The organism is Cypionkella sp. TWP1-2-1b2 (genome assembly GCF_049896245.1).
Lineage (GTDB): Bacteria > Pseudomonadota > Alphaproteobacteria > Rhodobacterales > Rhodobacteraceae > Cypionkella.
Genome location: NZ_JAFCTX010000010.1, coordinates 75639 through 91209 on the forward strand (window position 1 = coordinate 75639; position 15571 = coordinate 91209).

Here is a 15571-nt window from a genome sequence, read left to right on the forward strand (position 1 = left end):
CGTGGCAGGGGCCATGGGTGCTTCCATACAGGGAACGATAGATGTTCAACGTGACTAAAAAATCAATCCAGTGGGGCGAAGATACGCTGACGCTGGAATCGGGCAAGGTTGCCCGTCAGGCTGACGGCTCGGTCATCGCCACTCTGGGCGAAACCAGCGTCATGGCCAACGTGACCTATGCGCGCGCGGCGAAACCGGGGCAGGATTTCTTCCCACTGACCGTGCATTATCAAGAGAAATACTACGCCGCTGGGAAAATTCCGGGCGGCTTTTTCAAACGCGAAGCACGGCCCAGCGAGAAAGAGACGCTGACCTCGCGTCTGATCGACCGTCCTTGCCGTCCGCTGTTTGTTGAAGGCTTCAAGAACGAAGTTCTGGTGATGGCAACTGTGCTGAGCCATGACCTTGAGAATGACCCGGATATCGTTGCGATGATCGCTGTTTCGGCGGCGCTGACGATTTCTGGCGTGCCGTTCATGGGGCCGATTGGCGCCGCGCGGGTTGGTTTCTCGGGTGGTGCATACAAGCTGAACCCATCGGTTGATGATATGCATCAGCTGCGCAACAACCCGGATCAGCGCTTGGATCTGGTTATCGCTGGCACCAAAGACGCCGTGATGATGGTGGAATCGGAAGCTTATGAGCTGACCGAAGAAGAAATGCTGGGCGCTGTGAAGTTCGGCCACGCTGCGATGCAGCCGGTGATCGACCTGATCATCGACTTCGCCGAAGATTGCGCCAAAGAGCCGTTCGACTTCAATGCGCCGGATTACTCCGAGCTTTATGGTCGCGTGAAAGCGGCGGGCGAAGTGCAGATGCGCGCGGCGTTTGCTATTCGTGACAAGCAAGAGCGGACCTCGGCGATTTCGGCGGCTGTTGCGGCGATCAAAGGCGTGTTGTCTGACGAGGACAAGGCCGATGCAAACCTCGGTTCGGCGATCAAAAAGCTGGAAGCCTCGATCCTGCGCGGCGATATCATCAACGGTGGCGCGCGGATTGACGGGCGTGACAACAAAACCGTGCGTCCGATCGTGTCGGAAACCGGCATCCTGCCGCGTACCCATGGTTCGGCTTTGTTCACCCGCGGCGAAACCCAAGGCTTGGTTGTGACCACTTTGGGCACTGGCGAAGATGAGCAAATCATCGACGCTTTGCATGGCAACTCGCGCTCGAACTTCCTGCTGCACTATAACTTCCCTCCCTATTCGGTCGGCGAAGTGGGCCGTGTGGGCTCGCCGGGCCGTCGTGAGATTGGTCATGGCAAACTGGCATGGCGCGCGTTGCAGGCGGTTCTGCCAGCTTCGACCGACTTCCCTTACACCATCCGTTTGGTGTCCGAGATCACGGAATCGAACGGCTCGTCGTCGATGGCTTCGGTTTGCGGTGGTTCGCTGTCGATGATGGATGCGGGCGTTCCGCTGAAATCGCCGGTGGCTGGCGTCGCTATGGGTCTGATTCTGGAAGATGATGGCCGCTTTGCTGTTCTGACCGACATTCTGGGTGATGAAGATCACTTGGGCGATATGGACTTCAAGGTTGCAGGCACCGCCAACGGCATCACCACGATGCAGATGGATATCAAGGTTGCTGGCATCACGCCGGAGATCATGGCGCAGGCTTTGGCGCAGGCCAAAGACGGGCGTTTGCACATCCTGGAAGAGATGAACAAGGCACTTTCCGCGCCGCAAGGCTTCTCGGAATACGCGCCGAAAATCGAAACCCTGAAAATCCCGACCGACAAAATCCGTGAAGTCATCGGTTCGGGCGGCAAAGTGATCCGTGAGATCGTCGAGCTGTCGGGTGCCAAGGTTGATATCAACGACGAAGGCATCATCAAGATCGCGTCGTCTTCCGCCGAGAACATCAAGAAGGCCTATGACATGATCTGGTCGATCGTGGCAGAGCCGGAAGAAGGCCAAGTTTACACTGGCAAAGTGGTGAAACTGGTCGATTTCGGGGCGTTCGTGAACTTCTTCGGCAAGCGTGATGGTCTGGTGCATGTCAGCCAAATCGCCAACAAGCGTCTGAACCATCCGAACGAAATCCTGAAAGAAGGCCAGGAAGTGAAGGTCAAGCTTTTGGGCTTTGACGATCGCGGCAAGGTGCGTTTGGGCATGAAGATGGTGGATCAGGAAACTGGTCTGGAAATCTCTGAAAGCAAAGAAGAAGCTGAAGCGTAAGCTTTTGTGACAGATCAAACGGCGCCAGAGGCTTCTGGCGCCGTTTTGCATATGCGATGCCTGTGCGCTTGGACTGTTGGCGTCATTGCGATAAGCCTGCACACGGACGGATGCGGGAAGTGAGACTTATAATGGTACAGAAATGGGTGATCAAACGTGAATTGGCGCGCAGCGCACGGCATCTGAAATTCCCATTCTATGCCATTGCTGCGCCGATCCAGCGCTACCTGCATGACCGCAGCAAAGCCCAGAACAGCCGTTTTACACCGGGTTTGCAGCCGCGTGGTGCGCAACTGGCGTTGTATCTGTTGCATCAGAAAGACGCTCTGCTGACCTCAACCTTTGAAACCTGCCAGCATCTTGCCGCGAAGGGGTTTTCAACGTTGATCGTGTCGAACACGCCGCTTGCGGAAGCGGATCGACAAGCGCTTGCTCCGTATTGTTTTGCCATGATCGAACGCCCGAATTTCGGCTATGATTTTGGCGGCTATCGCGATGGTATTCTGTGGCTGTTGGATAATCCGGGACCCGTGACGCGCTTGCTGCTGCTGAATGATTCTGTCTGGTTCCCGACCTTGCCCGGTGAGGATTTTCTGGCGCACCTTCTTGCCAGCGATTGCGATCTTTACGGCGCGATCATGTCACAGCGCAAACGTCATGTGAGCGACCGCTATGTGCAATCCTATGCCTTTGCGTTCAGTGGTAAACTGTTCGGAACGGCTTTGTTCAAGCGCTACTGGCAGCGGTTAAATCTGCAAAGTGACCGGGAGTGGACCATCCGCCGCTGTGAGCGCAAAATGACCGCTGTTTTCCGCTCTGCTGGCTACAAGATTGGCGCGCGCTGGGATTTCCCGGATGTCGAGAAGGCGTTGGGTCAACTCGGGGATGCTGATTTGATTGCCGTGCTTCAGTTGGAGGCGAAACTGGAACAAAAACGTGGCGAGGTGATCGGCCCGCTGGTTGCCCGGCATGGCCAGCCCGGCTGGCGTGCGGAGGTCGAGGCCTACATCAACTCGGCAAAATTCCGCAAATTCATTCTACTGCTACACCCTTCGGTGTGGCTGCCGCTGAATTTCCCCTTTCTGAAAAAATCGAAAGAGCGGCGCTTTGCACAGCACCGCCCCTATTTTATTCAGTCAGTCGGACCACAGTGCAATCCGGTCATGCTTGCCGAAATCCAACGATGGGACGGCATAGCCCCGATGGTCACTTCGGCTGTTTCGCAAACCGCAGATAGGGCAGTTTGATATCCAGTGCTCCGAATTTCTCGGTGGCTTGCTCGTTGTTCAGGCTGAGGGCGACAATCACATCCTGACCGGGCTGCCAGTTGGCCGGGGTGGCAATCGGCACGCCGTCGGTGGCTTGCACGGCATCCAACGCCCGCAGAATTTCGGCGAAGTTGCGGCCTACCGACATCGGATAGGTCATCGACAGGCGGACCTTTTTATCCGGGCCGATGATATAGACGGTGCGGACGGTGGCGGTGTTGGCCGGGGTGCGGCCTTCGGTCGGCAGGTAGTAGTCGGCGGGCAGCATATCAAAAGCTTTGGCGACGGTCAGGCTGGTGTCGTCGATGATCGGAAAATCGGCAGGGGCACCGCCAAACGCCTCAATATCGCGCTTCCATTTGCCATGATCGGCGACCGAATCCACCGAAACGCCGATTACCTTGGTGTTGCGCTTGGCCCATTCGGGGGCCAGCTGGGCGACCGCACCGAATTCGGTGGTGCAAACCGGGGTGAAATCGCGCGGATGGCTGAAGATGATCGCATAGCCGCCTGCCAGCCAATCATGAAAATGGATGGTGCCAGCGGTGGATTCGGCGGTGAAATCGGGGGCAATGTCGTTGATGCGGATAGACATGTTTTCTCCTGCAGCTGTCTGATGCAGTTTATGTAAGCGATTTGGAACGGAATTTCACTATGCCGCGAGGCTTTGCCGCCAGAAGGGAAGGAAATTCTGTTTGCGCTGCGCCGCCGGGAAAGCTGCCTTGGTTTGCGGATGGTGTTTCGCGACATTTGCTGTCGGGGGCACCCTTGTGCGGATGGGTTTCCGCTGCCATATTATGATCAAATCTTAGGAGACTGGCATGATCATCAAGCGCGATTTTTACATCAACGGCACATGGGTCGCCCCCGTCATCCCGCGCGATTGCGAGGTGATTGATCCTTCCACCGAAGAACCCTGTGCGGTGATCTCGCTGGGCTCGGAAGCCGATACCAATGCGGCGGTGGCTGCGGCGAAGGCGGCATTTCCGGCTTGGGCTGCGACCCCGCCTGCGGTGCGGCGCGAGGTTGTGGTGAAGATATTGCAGCAGTACGAACTGCGGCTGGAAGAACTCGCCCATGCCATCGCGGTTGAAATGGGTGCGCCGATTGATATGGCGCGCAACAGCCAAGCGCCCTGCCTGCCGTGGCATGCGACGAATTTCCTGACCGCGTTTGATGCGCTGGAATGGGTGCGCCCGCTGGGGCCGCATGCGCCGAACGACCGGATTGCGCTGGAGCCGATTGGCGTGGTGGGCCTGATCACGCCTTGGAATTGGCCGATGAATCAGATCGCGCTGAAGGTGATCCCGGCGATTTTGGCGGGCTGCACATGCGTGCTGAAGCCGTCTGAAGAAAGCCCGCTGAACGCACTGTTGTTCGCCGAGTTCTGCCATGACGCTGGAGTGCCCGCCGGCGTGTTCAACTTGGTAAATGGCGATGGGCCGGGGGTGGGCGCGGTGCTGTCGGCGCACCCGGATGTTGAGATGATTTCCTTCACGGGGTCGACTCGGGCTGGCCGGGCGATTTCGGCGGCCGCAGCGCAGACGTTGAAGCGCGTGACGCTGGAATTGGGCGGCAAAGGTGCGAACCTGATTTTCGCCGATGCCGATGACAAAGCGGTGGAGCGTGGCGTCCGGCATATGATGAACAATTCGGGGCAAAGCTGTAATGCGCCCAGCCGGATGCTGGTGGAGCGCCCTATTTACGACCGCGCGGTTGAGATTGCTGCGCGGGTGGCCGATTCCATTCAGGTTGGCTCGGCACATGATGCGGGCAAGCACATCGGCCCGGTGGTGAACAAACGCCAGTGGGAGCAGATTCAGGGCTATATCCAGAAAGGCATCGACGAGGGGGCACGGCTGGTGGCGGGTGGTCCGGGTCTGCCAGAGGGCTTCAACCGGGGCTATTACGTGAAGCCGACGGTGTTCGCGGATGTGGTGCCGGGCATGACGATTGAGCGCGAAGAAATCTTTGGCCCGGTGCTGTCGATCATTCCTTTCGATACCGAAGAAGACGCCGTGCGGATCGCCAATGATACGCCATATGGCTTAGCCAATTATGTGCAATCGAGTGATGGGGCGCGGCGCAATCGGCTTTCGCGGCGCTTGCGGTCTGGCATGGTCGAGATGAACGGCAAGTCACGCGGGGCAGGATCGCCTTTTGGTGGCGTGAAAGCCTCGGGTCGGGCGCGTGAGGGCGGCCATTGGGGGCTTGAGGAGTTCCTTGAGGCCAAGGCGATCTCGGGCTGGGATTCTGAACTGGCCTAAGCTTGACGCATAGCCAGAACGCCGCCCCTCACCGGGCGGCGTTTTGCGTTTCTGCGGCGATGGTAAAACTTGACACATATGTCGATTCGGGTTTTGCTGAGATTAGCCACAGCAGGAGCCAACATGACGTCGCATCCCCGTTTGCTTTCGCCGTTGCAAATGCGGGGCCAGACCCTGCGCAATCGGATCGTCTTCGGTGCCCATACCAACAATATGGCCGATCAGGGTCTGCCGGGTGCGCGGATGGAGGGCTATTTCCTGGAACGTGCTTTAGGTGGTGCAGGCATGATCGTGACCGAACCTGTGCCGGTGCATCGCACCGGGGTGCTGACACGCGGCAATATGCTGCATGGCTCTGATGAGATTATCCCGCATTTCCAGCGTATTACTGAAAAGGTGAAAGACGCAGGCGCGGTGATTTGCCAGCAGCTTTATCATGTCGGCGCGCATGGCGATTCCGACCTCAGCTTTGCGCCGCATTGGTCGCCCTCGGGCGGGCCGTCGTATCACGACAGCGACGGCTCGCATAAAATGACCGAAGCCGAGATTGAAGAACTGCTTGCGGCGCATCTGGCGGCGGCGGTGCGGGCGCAGAAATCCGGCTTTCAGGGGGTCGAGGTTTGGGCGGCATACCACTCGCTTCTGGATCAATTCTGGACGCCGTGGTCGAACCAGAGGGATGATAAATGGGGCGGTTCGCTGGAGAACCGAACGCGGTTTTCGCGGATTCTGATCGAAAATATCCGCCGTGCCTGTGGCGAAGATTTTATTGTCGGGATGGCGGTGAGCTATTCGACCGCCTATTCTGCGACGCTATCGGGCGAGAATCTATGTGAAATCATCGCCTTGCATGATGCGACGGGGCATCTGGATTATGTCACCGTCGGTGCCGGCAGCTATCTGGAATTTGACGCGATCATTCCGCCGTTCACCCATGGTGAAAAACTGACGACGCCGCTGACAGCACAGCTTAAAGCGCTGGTGAAGCACGCCAAAATCACCTCAGAGGCCGGGGTGCGGACACCGGAAAACGGCGAGGCGATCATCGCGGCGGGCGAAGCTGATCTGGTGTCTATCGTGCGCGGGCAGATTGCCGATCCACATTTGGCGCGCAAAGCGACGGAAGGTCGGGCCGAGGATATTCGCGGTTGTATCTCGTGCAATCAGATGTGCTGGGGCCGACGCAGCCGGGATTATTGGATTTCCTGCTTGGTTAACCCTTCGGTGGGGCGAGAGTTTGAATGGGGCGGGGATCGGTTTCGGGCGGCTGTCGTGCCGAAATCGGTGCTGGTGGTGGGGGCCGGTCCGGCTGGGTTAGAGGCCGCGCGTGGGGCGGCAGAGCGTGGCTACCGCGTTGAAATCGTAGAGGCTTTGCCGGTGGTCGGCGGGCAGTTCCGGCTGGCCGGGATGCAGCCGCGCCGGGCGCAGATTTTGGATCTGTTGGATTGGTATGAGCGGCAGTTTACCAAGCTGGCTGTGACCTTGCGGTTGAACACCTATCTAGATGCGGATGAGATCGCAGCGCACCCGGCGGATGTGGTGGTGCTGGCGACGGGATCTTTGCCAGATGAAAAAGCCTTTCAACGCTGGTTGCCGCATCTGGAAAGCCTGCCGGGGTTGGAGTTGGGCGGCGTGTGGTCGCCGGAGGAGGTGATGCGGCGCGAGGCGCGGTTGGGCGATGCGGTGATCGTCTATGATGAGGGGTCAAACTGGCGCGGGGTTGGCACGGCTTGGGCTTTGGCCGAGGCGGGCAAGCAAGTGACGATCGTGACGCCGGAAGCGTTTGTCGGCAAAGAAATTGCCCGGACGGCGGCAGATGGCGCGGCGCGGCGCAGGTTGGCAAAGCTGGGGGTGGTGTTCAAAACCGAAGCTTGCATCGCGCGCTGGCATGGCAATGGGGCGACGGTGTTGAACCTGCTGACCAAAGACGAGGAGGTTATGGCCGCCTCGGGTCTGGTGATGGCCACGACGAACCGGGCGTTTGATCCGTTCCCCGAGACATTTCCGGGCAAGAAGGTGCTGCGGATTGGCGATTGCGTGGCCCCCCGGCTTGCGGCCTATGCGTTTCACGAAGGCCGCAAGCTGGCGCTTTCGCTTTAACCAACCCGCGCAAAGCTACTGGCCGAAGACAGCGCCCAAGCGTCACGGAAATGCGGCGAGGAGGCTGGATCGGCGAGCAGTTGACCGGGTTTCAGCTGCTCATATTGTTCGGCAAACGAGATCACTTTGTCGGAGGAAGCGCGGCGCTGGAAATGATGTGGGCGCAGCTCTTGCGGATGCGAAAGCCCTGCGGCGGCGACCAGTTCGGCCAAAGCGTGCAGGGTGTTGTGGTGGAAATTCGCCACCCTTTGCGCCTTATCCGGCACCACGATGGCGCGCTGACGGGCGGGGTCTTGCGAGGTGACGCCGGTGGGGCACAGCCCGGTATGACAAGACTGCGCTTGGATGCAGCCGACCGCGAACATGAAGCCGCGCGCGGCGTTGCACCAATCGGCGCCCAAAGCCATCACCTTGGCCATATCGAAGGCTGAGGTGATCTTGCCCGACGCGCCGATCTTGATTTTCTCACGCAAACCGACACCCACCAAAGCATTGTGGACAAAGGATAATCCGTCACGCAACGGCATGCCGACATGATCCATAAACTTCAGCGGTGCCGCCCCGGTGCCGCCCTCTTTACCGTCAATCACGATGAAATCCGGGGTGATGCCGGTTTCCAACATCGCCTTGCAGATCGCCATAAACTCCCACGGATGGCCGATACACAGCTTAAATCCGGCAGGCTTGCCGCCCGACAATTCCCGCATCCGGGCGGTAAACTCCAACAGGCCCGCAGGGGTCGAAAATTCGCTATGACTTGCGGGCGAGACGCAATCCTGCCCCATCGGTACGCCGCGAATACGTGAGATTTCTTCGGTGACTTTCGCTGCTGGCAGCACGCCGCCATGACCGGGTTTTGCGCCCTGCGATAGTTTCAATTCGACCATTTTGATCTGCGGATCGGCAGCGGCCTCGGCGAACAAGGTCGCATCAAAGCCGCCCGCCAGATTGCGCGCGCCGAAATAGCCCGAGCCCAATTCCCACACCAGATCGCCGCCAAATTCGCGGTGGTAGGGCGAAACCCCACCCTCGCCCGTATCGTGAAAAAAGCCGCCAGATCGCGCGCCTTTGTTCAGCGACCGGATCGCATTGGCCGAAAGCGCGCCGTAACTCATCGCGGAAATGTTCAAAAGCGAGGCCGAATAGGCGCGCGGGCCAAGGCCGATATCAACCCGCATCGCGTCAATCGCGGCGGCTGGTTTGGGAGCTATCGAGTGATGCAGCCATTCGTATTGTTCCTGATACACGTCATACATCGTGCCGAACGGGCGTTTATCCAGCTCTTTCTTCGCGCGTTGATAGACGATGGCACGTTGGTCGCGGGCGAAAGGCGCGCCGTCTTTATCGCCCTCAAAGAAATATTGCCGCAATTCGGGGCGGATGTCTTCCAGCAGAAACCGCATATGCGCCACGATCGGGTAATTGCGTAAGATGGCGTGGCGGGTTTGCCGCAGATCATGGACCCCCAAAGCCACCAGCCCCAGCATCACCACGCTCAGCAGTTCCAACACGTCGGCATAGGCCAGCCAGCGTTGGCTGAGGGCGGCAAAAACCACGGCAAGCACCACACACAGCGTCATCACAGAATAGCGAGGCTCGAACGGATAGCGCAGAAATTGCATCATGATCCTTTGGGCAGCCCTCTGACCGCCATCTAGCGCCAAATAAATTGCCGTCAGGTTAACGCCGGAATGTCACAAAGTCTTGTCACATTAAAATGGCAGCGGGGCGCTGAAGCTGATGCAGTCTTTGGTCTCGGGATGGTGCAGCGACAGGCTTTCGGCATGCAGCATCAGGCGCGGAAAATCACGCGCCTTTCCCGTGGCATAGATCGGATCGCCCAAGATCGGGCAGCCCTGCGCCAGCATGTGCACCCGCAACTGATGGCTGCGCCCGGTGAGGGGAAACAGGCGGACCCGGGTGGTGTCAGGGCCGCGCGAGATCACCTGCCAATCGGTTTGGGCAGGGCGACCGTGGGTGTGATCCACCATTTGGCGCGGACGGTTTGGCCAATCGGTACACAGCGGCAAGTCGATATGGCCCTGATCCGGCGTTAACTGCCCGTAAACTTCTGCGATGTAGGTTTTCCTGGCGCGCCGTTTTTCAAATTCCTGTCCCAGAAAGCCTTGCGCTTGTTTGGTGCGGGCAAAAATCATCACGCCAGAGGTGTCACAATCCAGACGATGCACCAGCAAAGTATCCCAATGCGCCGCTTGCAGGCGAGAGGTCAGGCAATCCTCGCGCCCTTCCAGCTTGCCCGGCACCGACAGCAGGCCCGCAGGTTTGTTCACCACGATGATCTGCGCATCCTGAAACAGGATATCCAGCGGCACATCCGGTGGATTATAGATAAAGTCCGGGATCATAAGATGCTGTGGCCTGCGGCTTTCAGGCTGGCGGCAAGGTGGCGGATATGGGCGGGGCCAACCTCGCAGCAACCGCCGACGATGGTGGCCCCAAGGGCGATCCATTCCATCACGAAAGCGGTGTATTTCTCGGGCGACAGATCATGGCGTTGGGTGTAATCGGGGGCGGCAACTGCATCGGGCAAAGGCAGGCCGGAGATTTCGCTAAAGCCATTGGCATAGGCGCCGAAGGGCAAGCCCATGGTAGACAGTTCGTGCAGCGCGGCCAACATCGCCTCGGGCATCGAGCAGTTTGCCAGAACGGCGGCGGTGGGGTGTTCGGCAATCAGATCGCGCAGGCCAGCGATGGGTTCACCCGAGCGCAAGCGGCTGCCGTCACGGTCATGCACTGAAACCGACAGCCAGACCGGCAGGCCAGCGGCTTGCGCGCCCTGTAACGCGCCGCGCGCAAGGTCCAGTGATGACATGGTTTCCAGCAGGATCACGTCGACATGTGGCGCGAGGATGCGGGCTTTTTCGGCGTAAAGCGGGGCGGAAACCGATACAGGCGGCGTCAGATCGGGGCGGTAGGATTCGCCTAACGGGCCCATTGACCCGGCGATCATCCCGCGTCCGGCTTGGGCTTTTGCCTCATGCGCTTCCATCAGGGCGCGCAGGTGCAGCGCGTGGTAAAGCACATCCAGACCCACACCCTCCAGCCGATCATGCAGGATGTTATAGGTGTTGGTGGTGGCGACCGAAGCGCCCGCCGCGAAGTAATCGTCGTGGATGGCCTTCACCAAGCCGGGATGGTCGATCATCACGCGGGTGGCCCACAGCGGCGTTGGATCATCGCCCGAGCGCGCGATCAGTTCCTGGCCCATGCCGCCATCGAGAAGGGTAATCTGCATCATTCACTCCGTGATCAACCGGGCCGCCAGACCCGCAAAAAGCACCGCTGCGAGTTTGTTCAACACGCCCATACGTGCGCCCATAGCATGGCCTGCGCGCCCTGCCAAATAGCCATAACTGGCGGTGATGATCGTGCCCGTGATGCCGAAGATCGTACCGAGTAGCAGGATTTGCTGCCAAACCGGGCCAAGGCCGGGGTTCACGAATTGCGGCAGAAAGGCCAGCATGAACAGAATCGGCTTTGGGTTCAGCATGTTGGTGAATGCGCCCTTGCGGAACGCCGTCCAGCCCGTGCGTTGGCCCTTGCCGGGGGCGATCTCGCCACTGTCGCGCCAAGATTTCCAAGCGATATAAAGCAGATAGCCAGCCCCTGTGTATTTAATTGCACTTAGCGCCCCGGGGTTGGCGGCAATCAGCGCCGAGAGGCCAAGCGCCGAAAGCGCCACATGCCACAACGCACCAAGGCCGACGCCCAGCCCCGCCATCACGCCCGCGCGTGGCCCGCCTTGAATGCCCGAAGCGGTGGCGAAAAACACATCCTGTCCGGGCGTCAGGTTCACCAGCAAGCCGCCGCCAATGAAGGCAAGCATGTTATGCAGACCGATGCCGTTGATGATATCCCACATGACAGCTCCGGCTTAAGGCGTTGAAATGTCGTAGTAATCGCCTTTATCCTCGACGCACCAATGCTGGGTGATAGAGAGCCCCGTGTCACCGTCTAACGCACCAGCGGCGATGCTGATGCGGCCTTCACCGACGGGCTCCCAGAACAGGCTGGAACCGCAAGTGCCACAAAATCCGCGTCGGGCTTGGGTCGAGGATTGGAACCAGCGCAGGCCTGCGGATTCGGTTAGCCGGAAGCGGTCGAGCGGCACCGAAGTGGCGGCCCAGAAATGCCCCGAGGTTTTGCGGCATTGCGAACAGTGGCAGGCGAACACATCGCGCAAGGGCGCGTCTGCCTCAAACCGCACCTGACCGCAGAGACACCCGCCCTTCATTCTGCGTGCCTGAACACTTCGGCCAACAGTGGCACCAGCCAATCCTCATCGGCCTTGGTGAAGGCGGCAGGGGTGTTGCTGTCGATGTCCAAGACACCCAAAAGCTGCCCGGCACCGTTCCAGACCGGCAGCACCAGTTCGGATTTTGTCGAGCTGGCGCAGGCGATATGGCCGGGGAAGACATCGACATCCGGCACGTTTTGTACCTGCCCTGTGCGCGCGCAAGCCCCGCAAACGCCGCGCGAAAATGGGATGACAAGGCAACCGTGACCACCTTGATAGGGGCCTATTTTCAACATGTTAGGTTCAGTGACACGGTAAAACCCAGTCCAATCGGCGAAGGGGTGGGCGTGGTGCAACTCGCACGCCACGGTGGCCATCAGCGCCACGGTGTCGGTTTCACCATGGGTCAGGGCGCGGATGCTGTTGGTTACGTCTTGCATATCAATACCCCAAAGCGCAGCCGTCTTTGCGTGGGTCTGACGCGCCGATCAGGATGCCGGATTCGTCGATCAGGATGCTTTGCGCGCCGCCGATCGGCTCGGGCGACAGCGACACCTGATGCCCGATCTGCGTCAGTTCGGTGCGGACTTGGCCCGAGTATCCGCTTTCCACCAACATGCCCTCGGCCCCCGAAAAACAGCGTGGCGCGTCGATGGCGGCTTGGGCCTGCAAGCCGTAATCGACCATATTGGTGACAAACCGCGCGTGACCGCAGGGTTGGTAGGCCCCGCCCATCACGCCGAACGGCATGATAACTTTGCCATTTTTGCGCAACATGCCCGGAATGATCGTGTGCATCGGGCGCTTGCCGCCGCCTGCCTCATTCGGATGGCCGGACTGAAGGCTGAAGCCCGCGCCGCGATTCTGGAAGTTGATGCCAAATTTCTGCGATGCGATACCCGCGCCAAAGCCCCAGAAAATCGAATATATCAGCGACACCGCCATGCGGTCGCGGTCCACCACCGTGATGTAGATGGTGTCTTTGTGGACAGCTTCGCTCAGCGGGGGCGCCGCTGGCATCGCGCGTTTGGGGTCGATCAGCGCGGCCAGTTTGGCTGCGGTTTCTGGCGACAGCATGTGATCAAGACGCGGTGTGGCCTCGGCAATAAAGCGGTTGCGGGCATCGTAGGCCAGCTTGGCGGCCTCGGCCTCAATATGGGCGCGCTGGGTGCCGAACGGGTCCATCGCGGCGAGGTCAAAGTGCTTGAGGATGTTCAGCAGCAAGATCGCGGTGGCACCCTGACCGTTTGGCGGATGCTCGACCAGTTCGACCCCCTTGTATTCGCACGCGATAGGGTCGGTGTAAGTGCAAGCGGTGGCTGCAAAATCTTCCATAGTGTGGCTGCCGCCCATGGCTTGCAGAGAGCTCACCATATCTTCGGCGATTTCGCCTTCGTAGAACCCGGCGCGGCCTTCGCGGGCAATGCGGCGCAGCACTTCGGCTTGACCGGGGGCGCGGAACGCTTGGCCGATTTTTGGCACCTGACCATCCAGCAGGTAAAACTTGCGGGCGTCGCCTGTCAGTTCCGGGCCATCCGCAGCCCAGTCAAAGGCCACGCGGGGGGCAACGGGAACACCTTCATCGGCATAGCGAATCGCCGGGGCCAGCACACGGTCGAGGTCCAGTTTGCCCCAATCGGTGGACAGCCGGCAAAACGCGTCCATCGCACCGGGCACTGTGACCGGATCGACGCCGCGCAGCGGCACGGCATTAAGACCACGGTCGCGTATCGCTTGCGCCGAATAGGCTTTCGGCGCGCGACCAGAGCCGTTCAGCGCGACAATGCGTTCTTCGCCAGCGGGCTTGATCAGCGCAAAGCAATCGCCGCCGATGCCGGTCATCTGCGGCTCGCATATCCCCAGCAAAATAGCGCCTGCGATGGCGGCATCCACCGCGTTGCCGCCCGCCTCCAGCACCTCAACCGCGACTTTGGCGGCCAAGGGATGTGAGGTGGCGCAGATGCCATTGCTGGCATAAATCGCCGAGCGGCCCGGAGCCTGAAAATCGCGCATGAAAAAACCTCCTGTTGGCGGCAAACCTAGGGAGTTGTTGCAGGACTTCCAAGAGAGAGATGAACCTCGGCGCCACGAACTGGGCGGGGGCAATATCCGCAGCGCCGAGGGAAGCTTTATGCAGCTACAGGCCCAGTATCGGCATTATCGGCGGCTGTATTAGGGGGAAATTTCGGCAAATGGATGGCAGTTCTGACGAAGTTGAAACAATCGCAGATCAAGCGGGCGATTGTTGCGTGTCTAACCGGAAGCTGAGCAGGTTGCGCCCGCCTTCCCGACGATAGCATAGGTCTTTCGACAGGCTGCGAATCAAATGCCAACCGAAGCCGCCTTCGGGCAGATCAGCAAAATCCGCAAGCGGGGCAAGCACACCTGCGGGCAGTTGACCGTCGGGCATCGGCAGACCGGTGTCCGAGATCAAGCACAGCAATTCGTTCCGCCGCAGTTGCAGCGAGATTTCGATTTCGCCATCATGATGGGCATAGGCATGTTCAACGGTGTTGTTCAACGCCTCTGCCAGCACGATTTCGGCGGTGCCGCGACCGTCTTCGGGCAGGCTTTGCAGCAACAGCGTGTCCAGCAGGGCGCGCAAGCCATCGCGCACCGCCGTTTGCCGCCCCGGAATCGTCAACCGGGTGCTGGAGGAGAATTCGACGGCATTGGCGTCCATCGGTCTACCCCACCTGCCGCAAACCGTCGGGCAGCTGATCATGGATGGTGAAAATACTGTCCATCCGGGTCAGCCGGAACACCTTTTGCACCGTGGCGGTCAGACCGGAAAGCTCTAGCTTCCGATCCGGCCCTAAAGCCTTCATCACCGCCACCACCGCGCCCAGACCGCTGCTGTCCAGAAACGCCACCCGCGACATATCCAGGATCACCCGCAGCGACGGCGTTTGGGTAAGTTCGCGCATCCGATCTTTGAACTGGATCGCGCCTGCGGCGTCGATACGGTCGCCCAAAGCGCTGACCACAATCATTTCGCCACGTTGTTCTGCCACAAGCTGCATCTGCTTGGCCCCTTTGTTGGAAAACTGGGCTCAGCTTAGGCGCAAGAGGTTACTGATCGGTAAGCGGCGGCTGTAATAGCGGAATTAATTCAGCTGGAATTGCAGCGGATAGCGACCATTCTCAAAATCACCGAACAGATCGGGCAGATCGGGATGGGTGATCGGCTCGCCCGTCTCATCGGGCACGAGATTCTGCTCCGACACATAGGCGACATAATAGCTTTGGTCATTCTCGGCCAGCAGGTGGTAAAACGGCTGATTGCGCGAGGGGCGGGCGTCTTCCGGGATGGCATAATACCATTCCTCGGTGTTGGAAAACATCGCGTCCACATCGAACACCACACCGCGAAATGGATGCTTGCGATGACGAAGCACCTGACCGATGTGATATTTGGCCGCAGTCTTCAGCATAGCATATGTGCCCCCATAAGAGTTAGTAATCCGTTGCGCAGGCGGTGTCTATTCCACAGGCGCG

Annotated in this window: 15 protein-coding genes; 4 read left to right on the top strand and 11 right to left on the bottom strand. The window is 59.5% G+C overall.

Going from position 1 to position 15571, the window contains the following annotated elements; all coding sequences use genetic code 11:
- Positions 1–41: 41 nt before the first annotated feature.
- Together pnp and ACP7AP_RS08700 are read left to right on the top strand one after the other, a co-directional pair.
- Positions 42–2180, top strand: a complete 2139-nt coding sequence (gene pnp, locus ACP7AP_RS08695) for a polyribonucleotide nucleotidyltransferase (RefSeq protein ID WP_426033810.1) — start codon at positions 42–44, stop codon at positions 2178–2180.
- A gap of 131 nt (positions 2181–2311) precedes the next feature.
- Entirely contained in the window at positions 2312–3427 is a 1116-nt protein-coding gene (locus ACP7AP_RS08700; protein WP_426033811.1) for a rhamnan synthesis F family protein, read from the top strand.
- On the opposite strand, the gene ACP7AP_RS08705 is transcribed toward ACP7AP_RS08700, so the two are convergent.
- Positions 3387–4043, bottom strand: coding sequence for a peroxiredoxin (locus ACP7AP_RS08705; protein WP_426033812.1), 657 nt, complete (start codon positions 4041–4043; stop codon positions 3387–3389). The two genes, ACP7AP_RS08700 and ACP7AP_RS08705, sit on opposite strands and share 41 nt — an antisense overlap.
- A 226-nt stretch (positions 4044–4269) precedes the next feature.
- Here ACP7AP_RS08705 and ACP7AP_RS08710 point away from each other — a divergent pair, with 226 nt between their 5' ends.
- Together ACP7AP_RS08710 and ACP7AP_RS08715 are read left to right on the top strand one after the other, a co-directional pair.
- Positions 4270–5715 (top strand): aldehyde dehydrogenase family protein, encoded by a 1446-nt coding sequence (locus ACP7AP_RS08710; RefSeq protein ID WP_426033813.1) that lies wholly within the window; start codon positions 4270–4272, stop codon positions 5713–5715.
- A 123-nt stretch (positions 5716–5838) separates the two neighbouring features.
- A complete protein-coding gene (locus tag ACP7AP_RS08715; protein ID WP_426033814.1) occupies positions 5839–7815 on the top strand; it encodes an FAD-dependent oxidoreductase in 1977 nt (658 codons plus the stop codon).
- Here the strand turns inward: ACP7AP_RS08715 and ACP7AP_RS08720 are convergent.
- From ACP7AP_RS08720 to hspQ, 10 genes are all read right to left on the bottom strand, one after another.
- Complete coding sequence (locus ACP7AP_RS08720) at positions 7812–9440, bottom strand: FMN-binding glutamate synthase family protein (protein ID WP_426033815.1); 1629 nt, start codon at positions 9438–9440, stop codon at positions 7812–7814. The genes ACP7AP_RS08715 and ACP7AP_RS08720 overlap by 4 nt on opposite strands.
- An 87-nt stretch (positions 9441–9527) precedes the next feature.
- Complete coding sequence (locus ACP7AP_RS08725) at positions 9528–10181, bottom strand: RluA family pseudouridine synthase (protein ID WP_426033816.1); 654 nt, start codon at positions 10179–10181, stop codon at positions 9528–9530.
- Entirely contained in the window at positions 10178–11071 is an 894-nt protein-coding gene (locus tag ACP7AP_RS08730) for a homocysteine S-methyltransferase family protein (RefSeq protein WP_426033817.1), read from the bottom strand. Before ACP7AP_RS08730 ends, ACP7AP_RS08725 begins: the two co-directional genes overlap by 4 nt.
- 3 nt (positions 11072–11074) lie before the next feature.
- Positions 11075–11698, bottom strand: a complete 624-nt coding sequence (locus tag ACP7AP_RS08735; protein ID WP_426033818.1) for a LysE family translocator — start codon at positions 11696–11698, stop codon at positions 11075–11077.
- Between the two features lie 12 nt (positions 11699–11710).
- The gene (locus tag ACP7AP_RS08740) at positions 11711–12070 is read right to left on the bottom strand and encodes a GFA family protein (RefSeq protein ID WP_426033819.1); all 360 of its coding nucleotides are present in this window, start codon (positions 12068–12070) and stop codon (positions 11711–11713) included.
- Entirely contained in the window at positions 12067–12513 is a 447-nt protein-coding gene (locus tag ACP7AP_RS08745) for a GAF domain-containing protein (RefSeq protein WP_426033820.1), read from the bottom strand. The genes ACP7AP_RS08740 and ACP7AP_RS08745 overlap by 4 nt, the downstream gene beginning before the upstream one ends.
- Position 12514: 1 nt before the next feature.
- On the bottom strand, positions 12515–14086 hold the full coding sequence (locus tag ACP7AP_RS08750; protein WP_426033821.1) for a gamma-glutamyltransferase family protein: 1572 nt from the start codon (positions 14084–14086) through the stop codon (positions 12515–12517).
- Between the two features lie 217 nt (positions 14087–14303).
- Positions 14304–14756, bottom strand: a complete 453-nt coding sequence (locus ACP7AP_RS08755; RefSeq protein ID WP_426033822.1) for an ATP-binding protein — start codon at positions 14754–14756, stop codon at positions 14304–14306.
- A gap of 4 nt (positions 14757–14760) precedes the next feature.
- Positions 14761–15096, bottom strand: a complete 336-nt coding sequence (locus ACP7AP_RS08760) for an STAS domain-containing protein (RefSeq protein WP_426033823.1) — start codon at positions 15094–15096, stop codon at positions 14761–14763.
- Positions 15097–15180: 84 nt separating this feature from the next.
- The gene (gene hspQ / locus ACP7AP_RS08765; RefSeq protein ID WP_426033824.1) at positions 15181–15507 is read right to left on the bottom strand and encodes a heat shock protein HspQ; all 327 of its coding nucleotides are present in this window, start codon (positions 15505–15507) and stop codon (positions 15181–15183) included.
- Positions 15508–15571 lie beyond the last annotated feature (64 nt).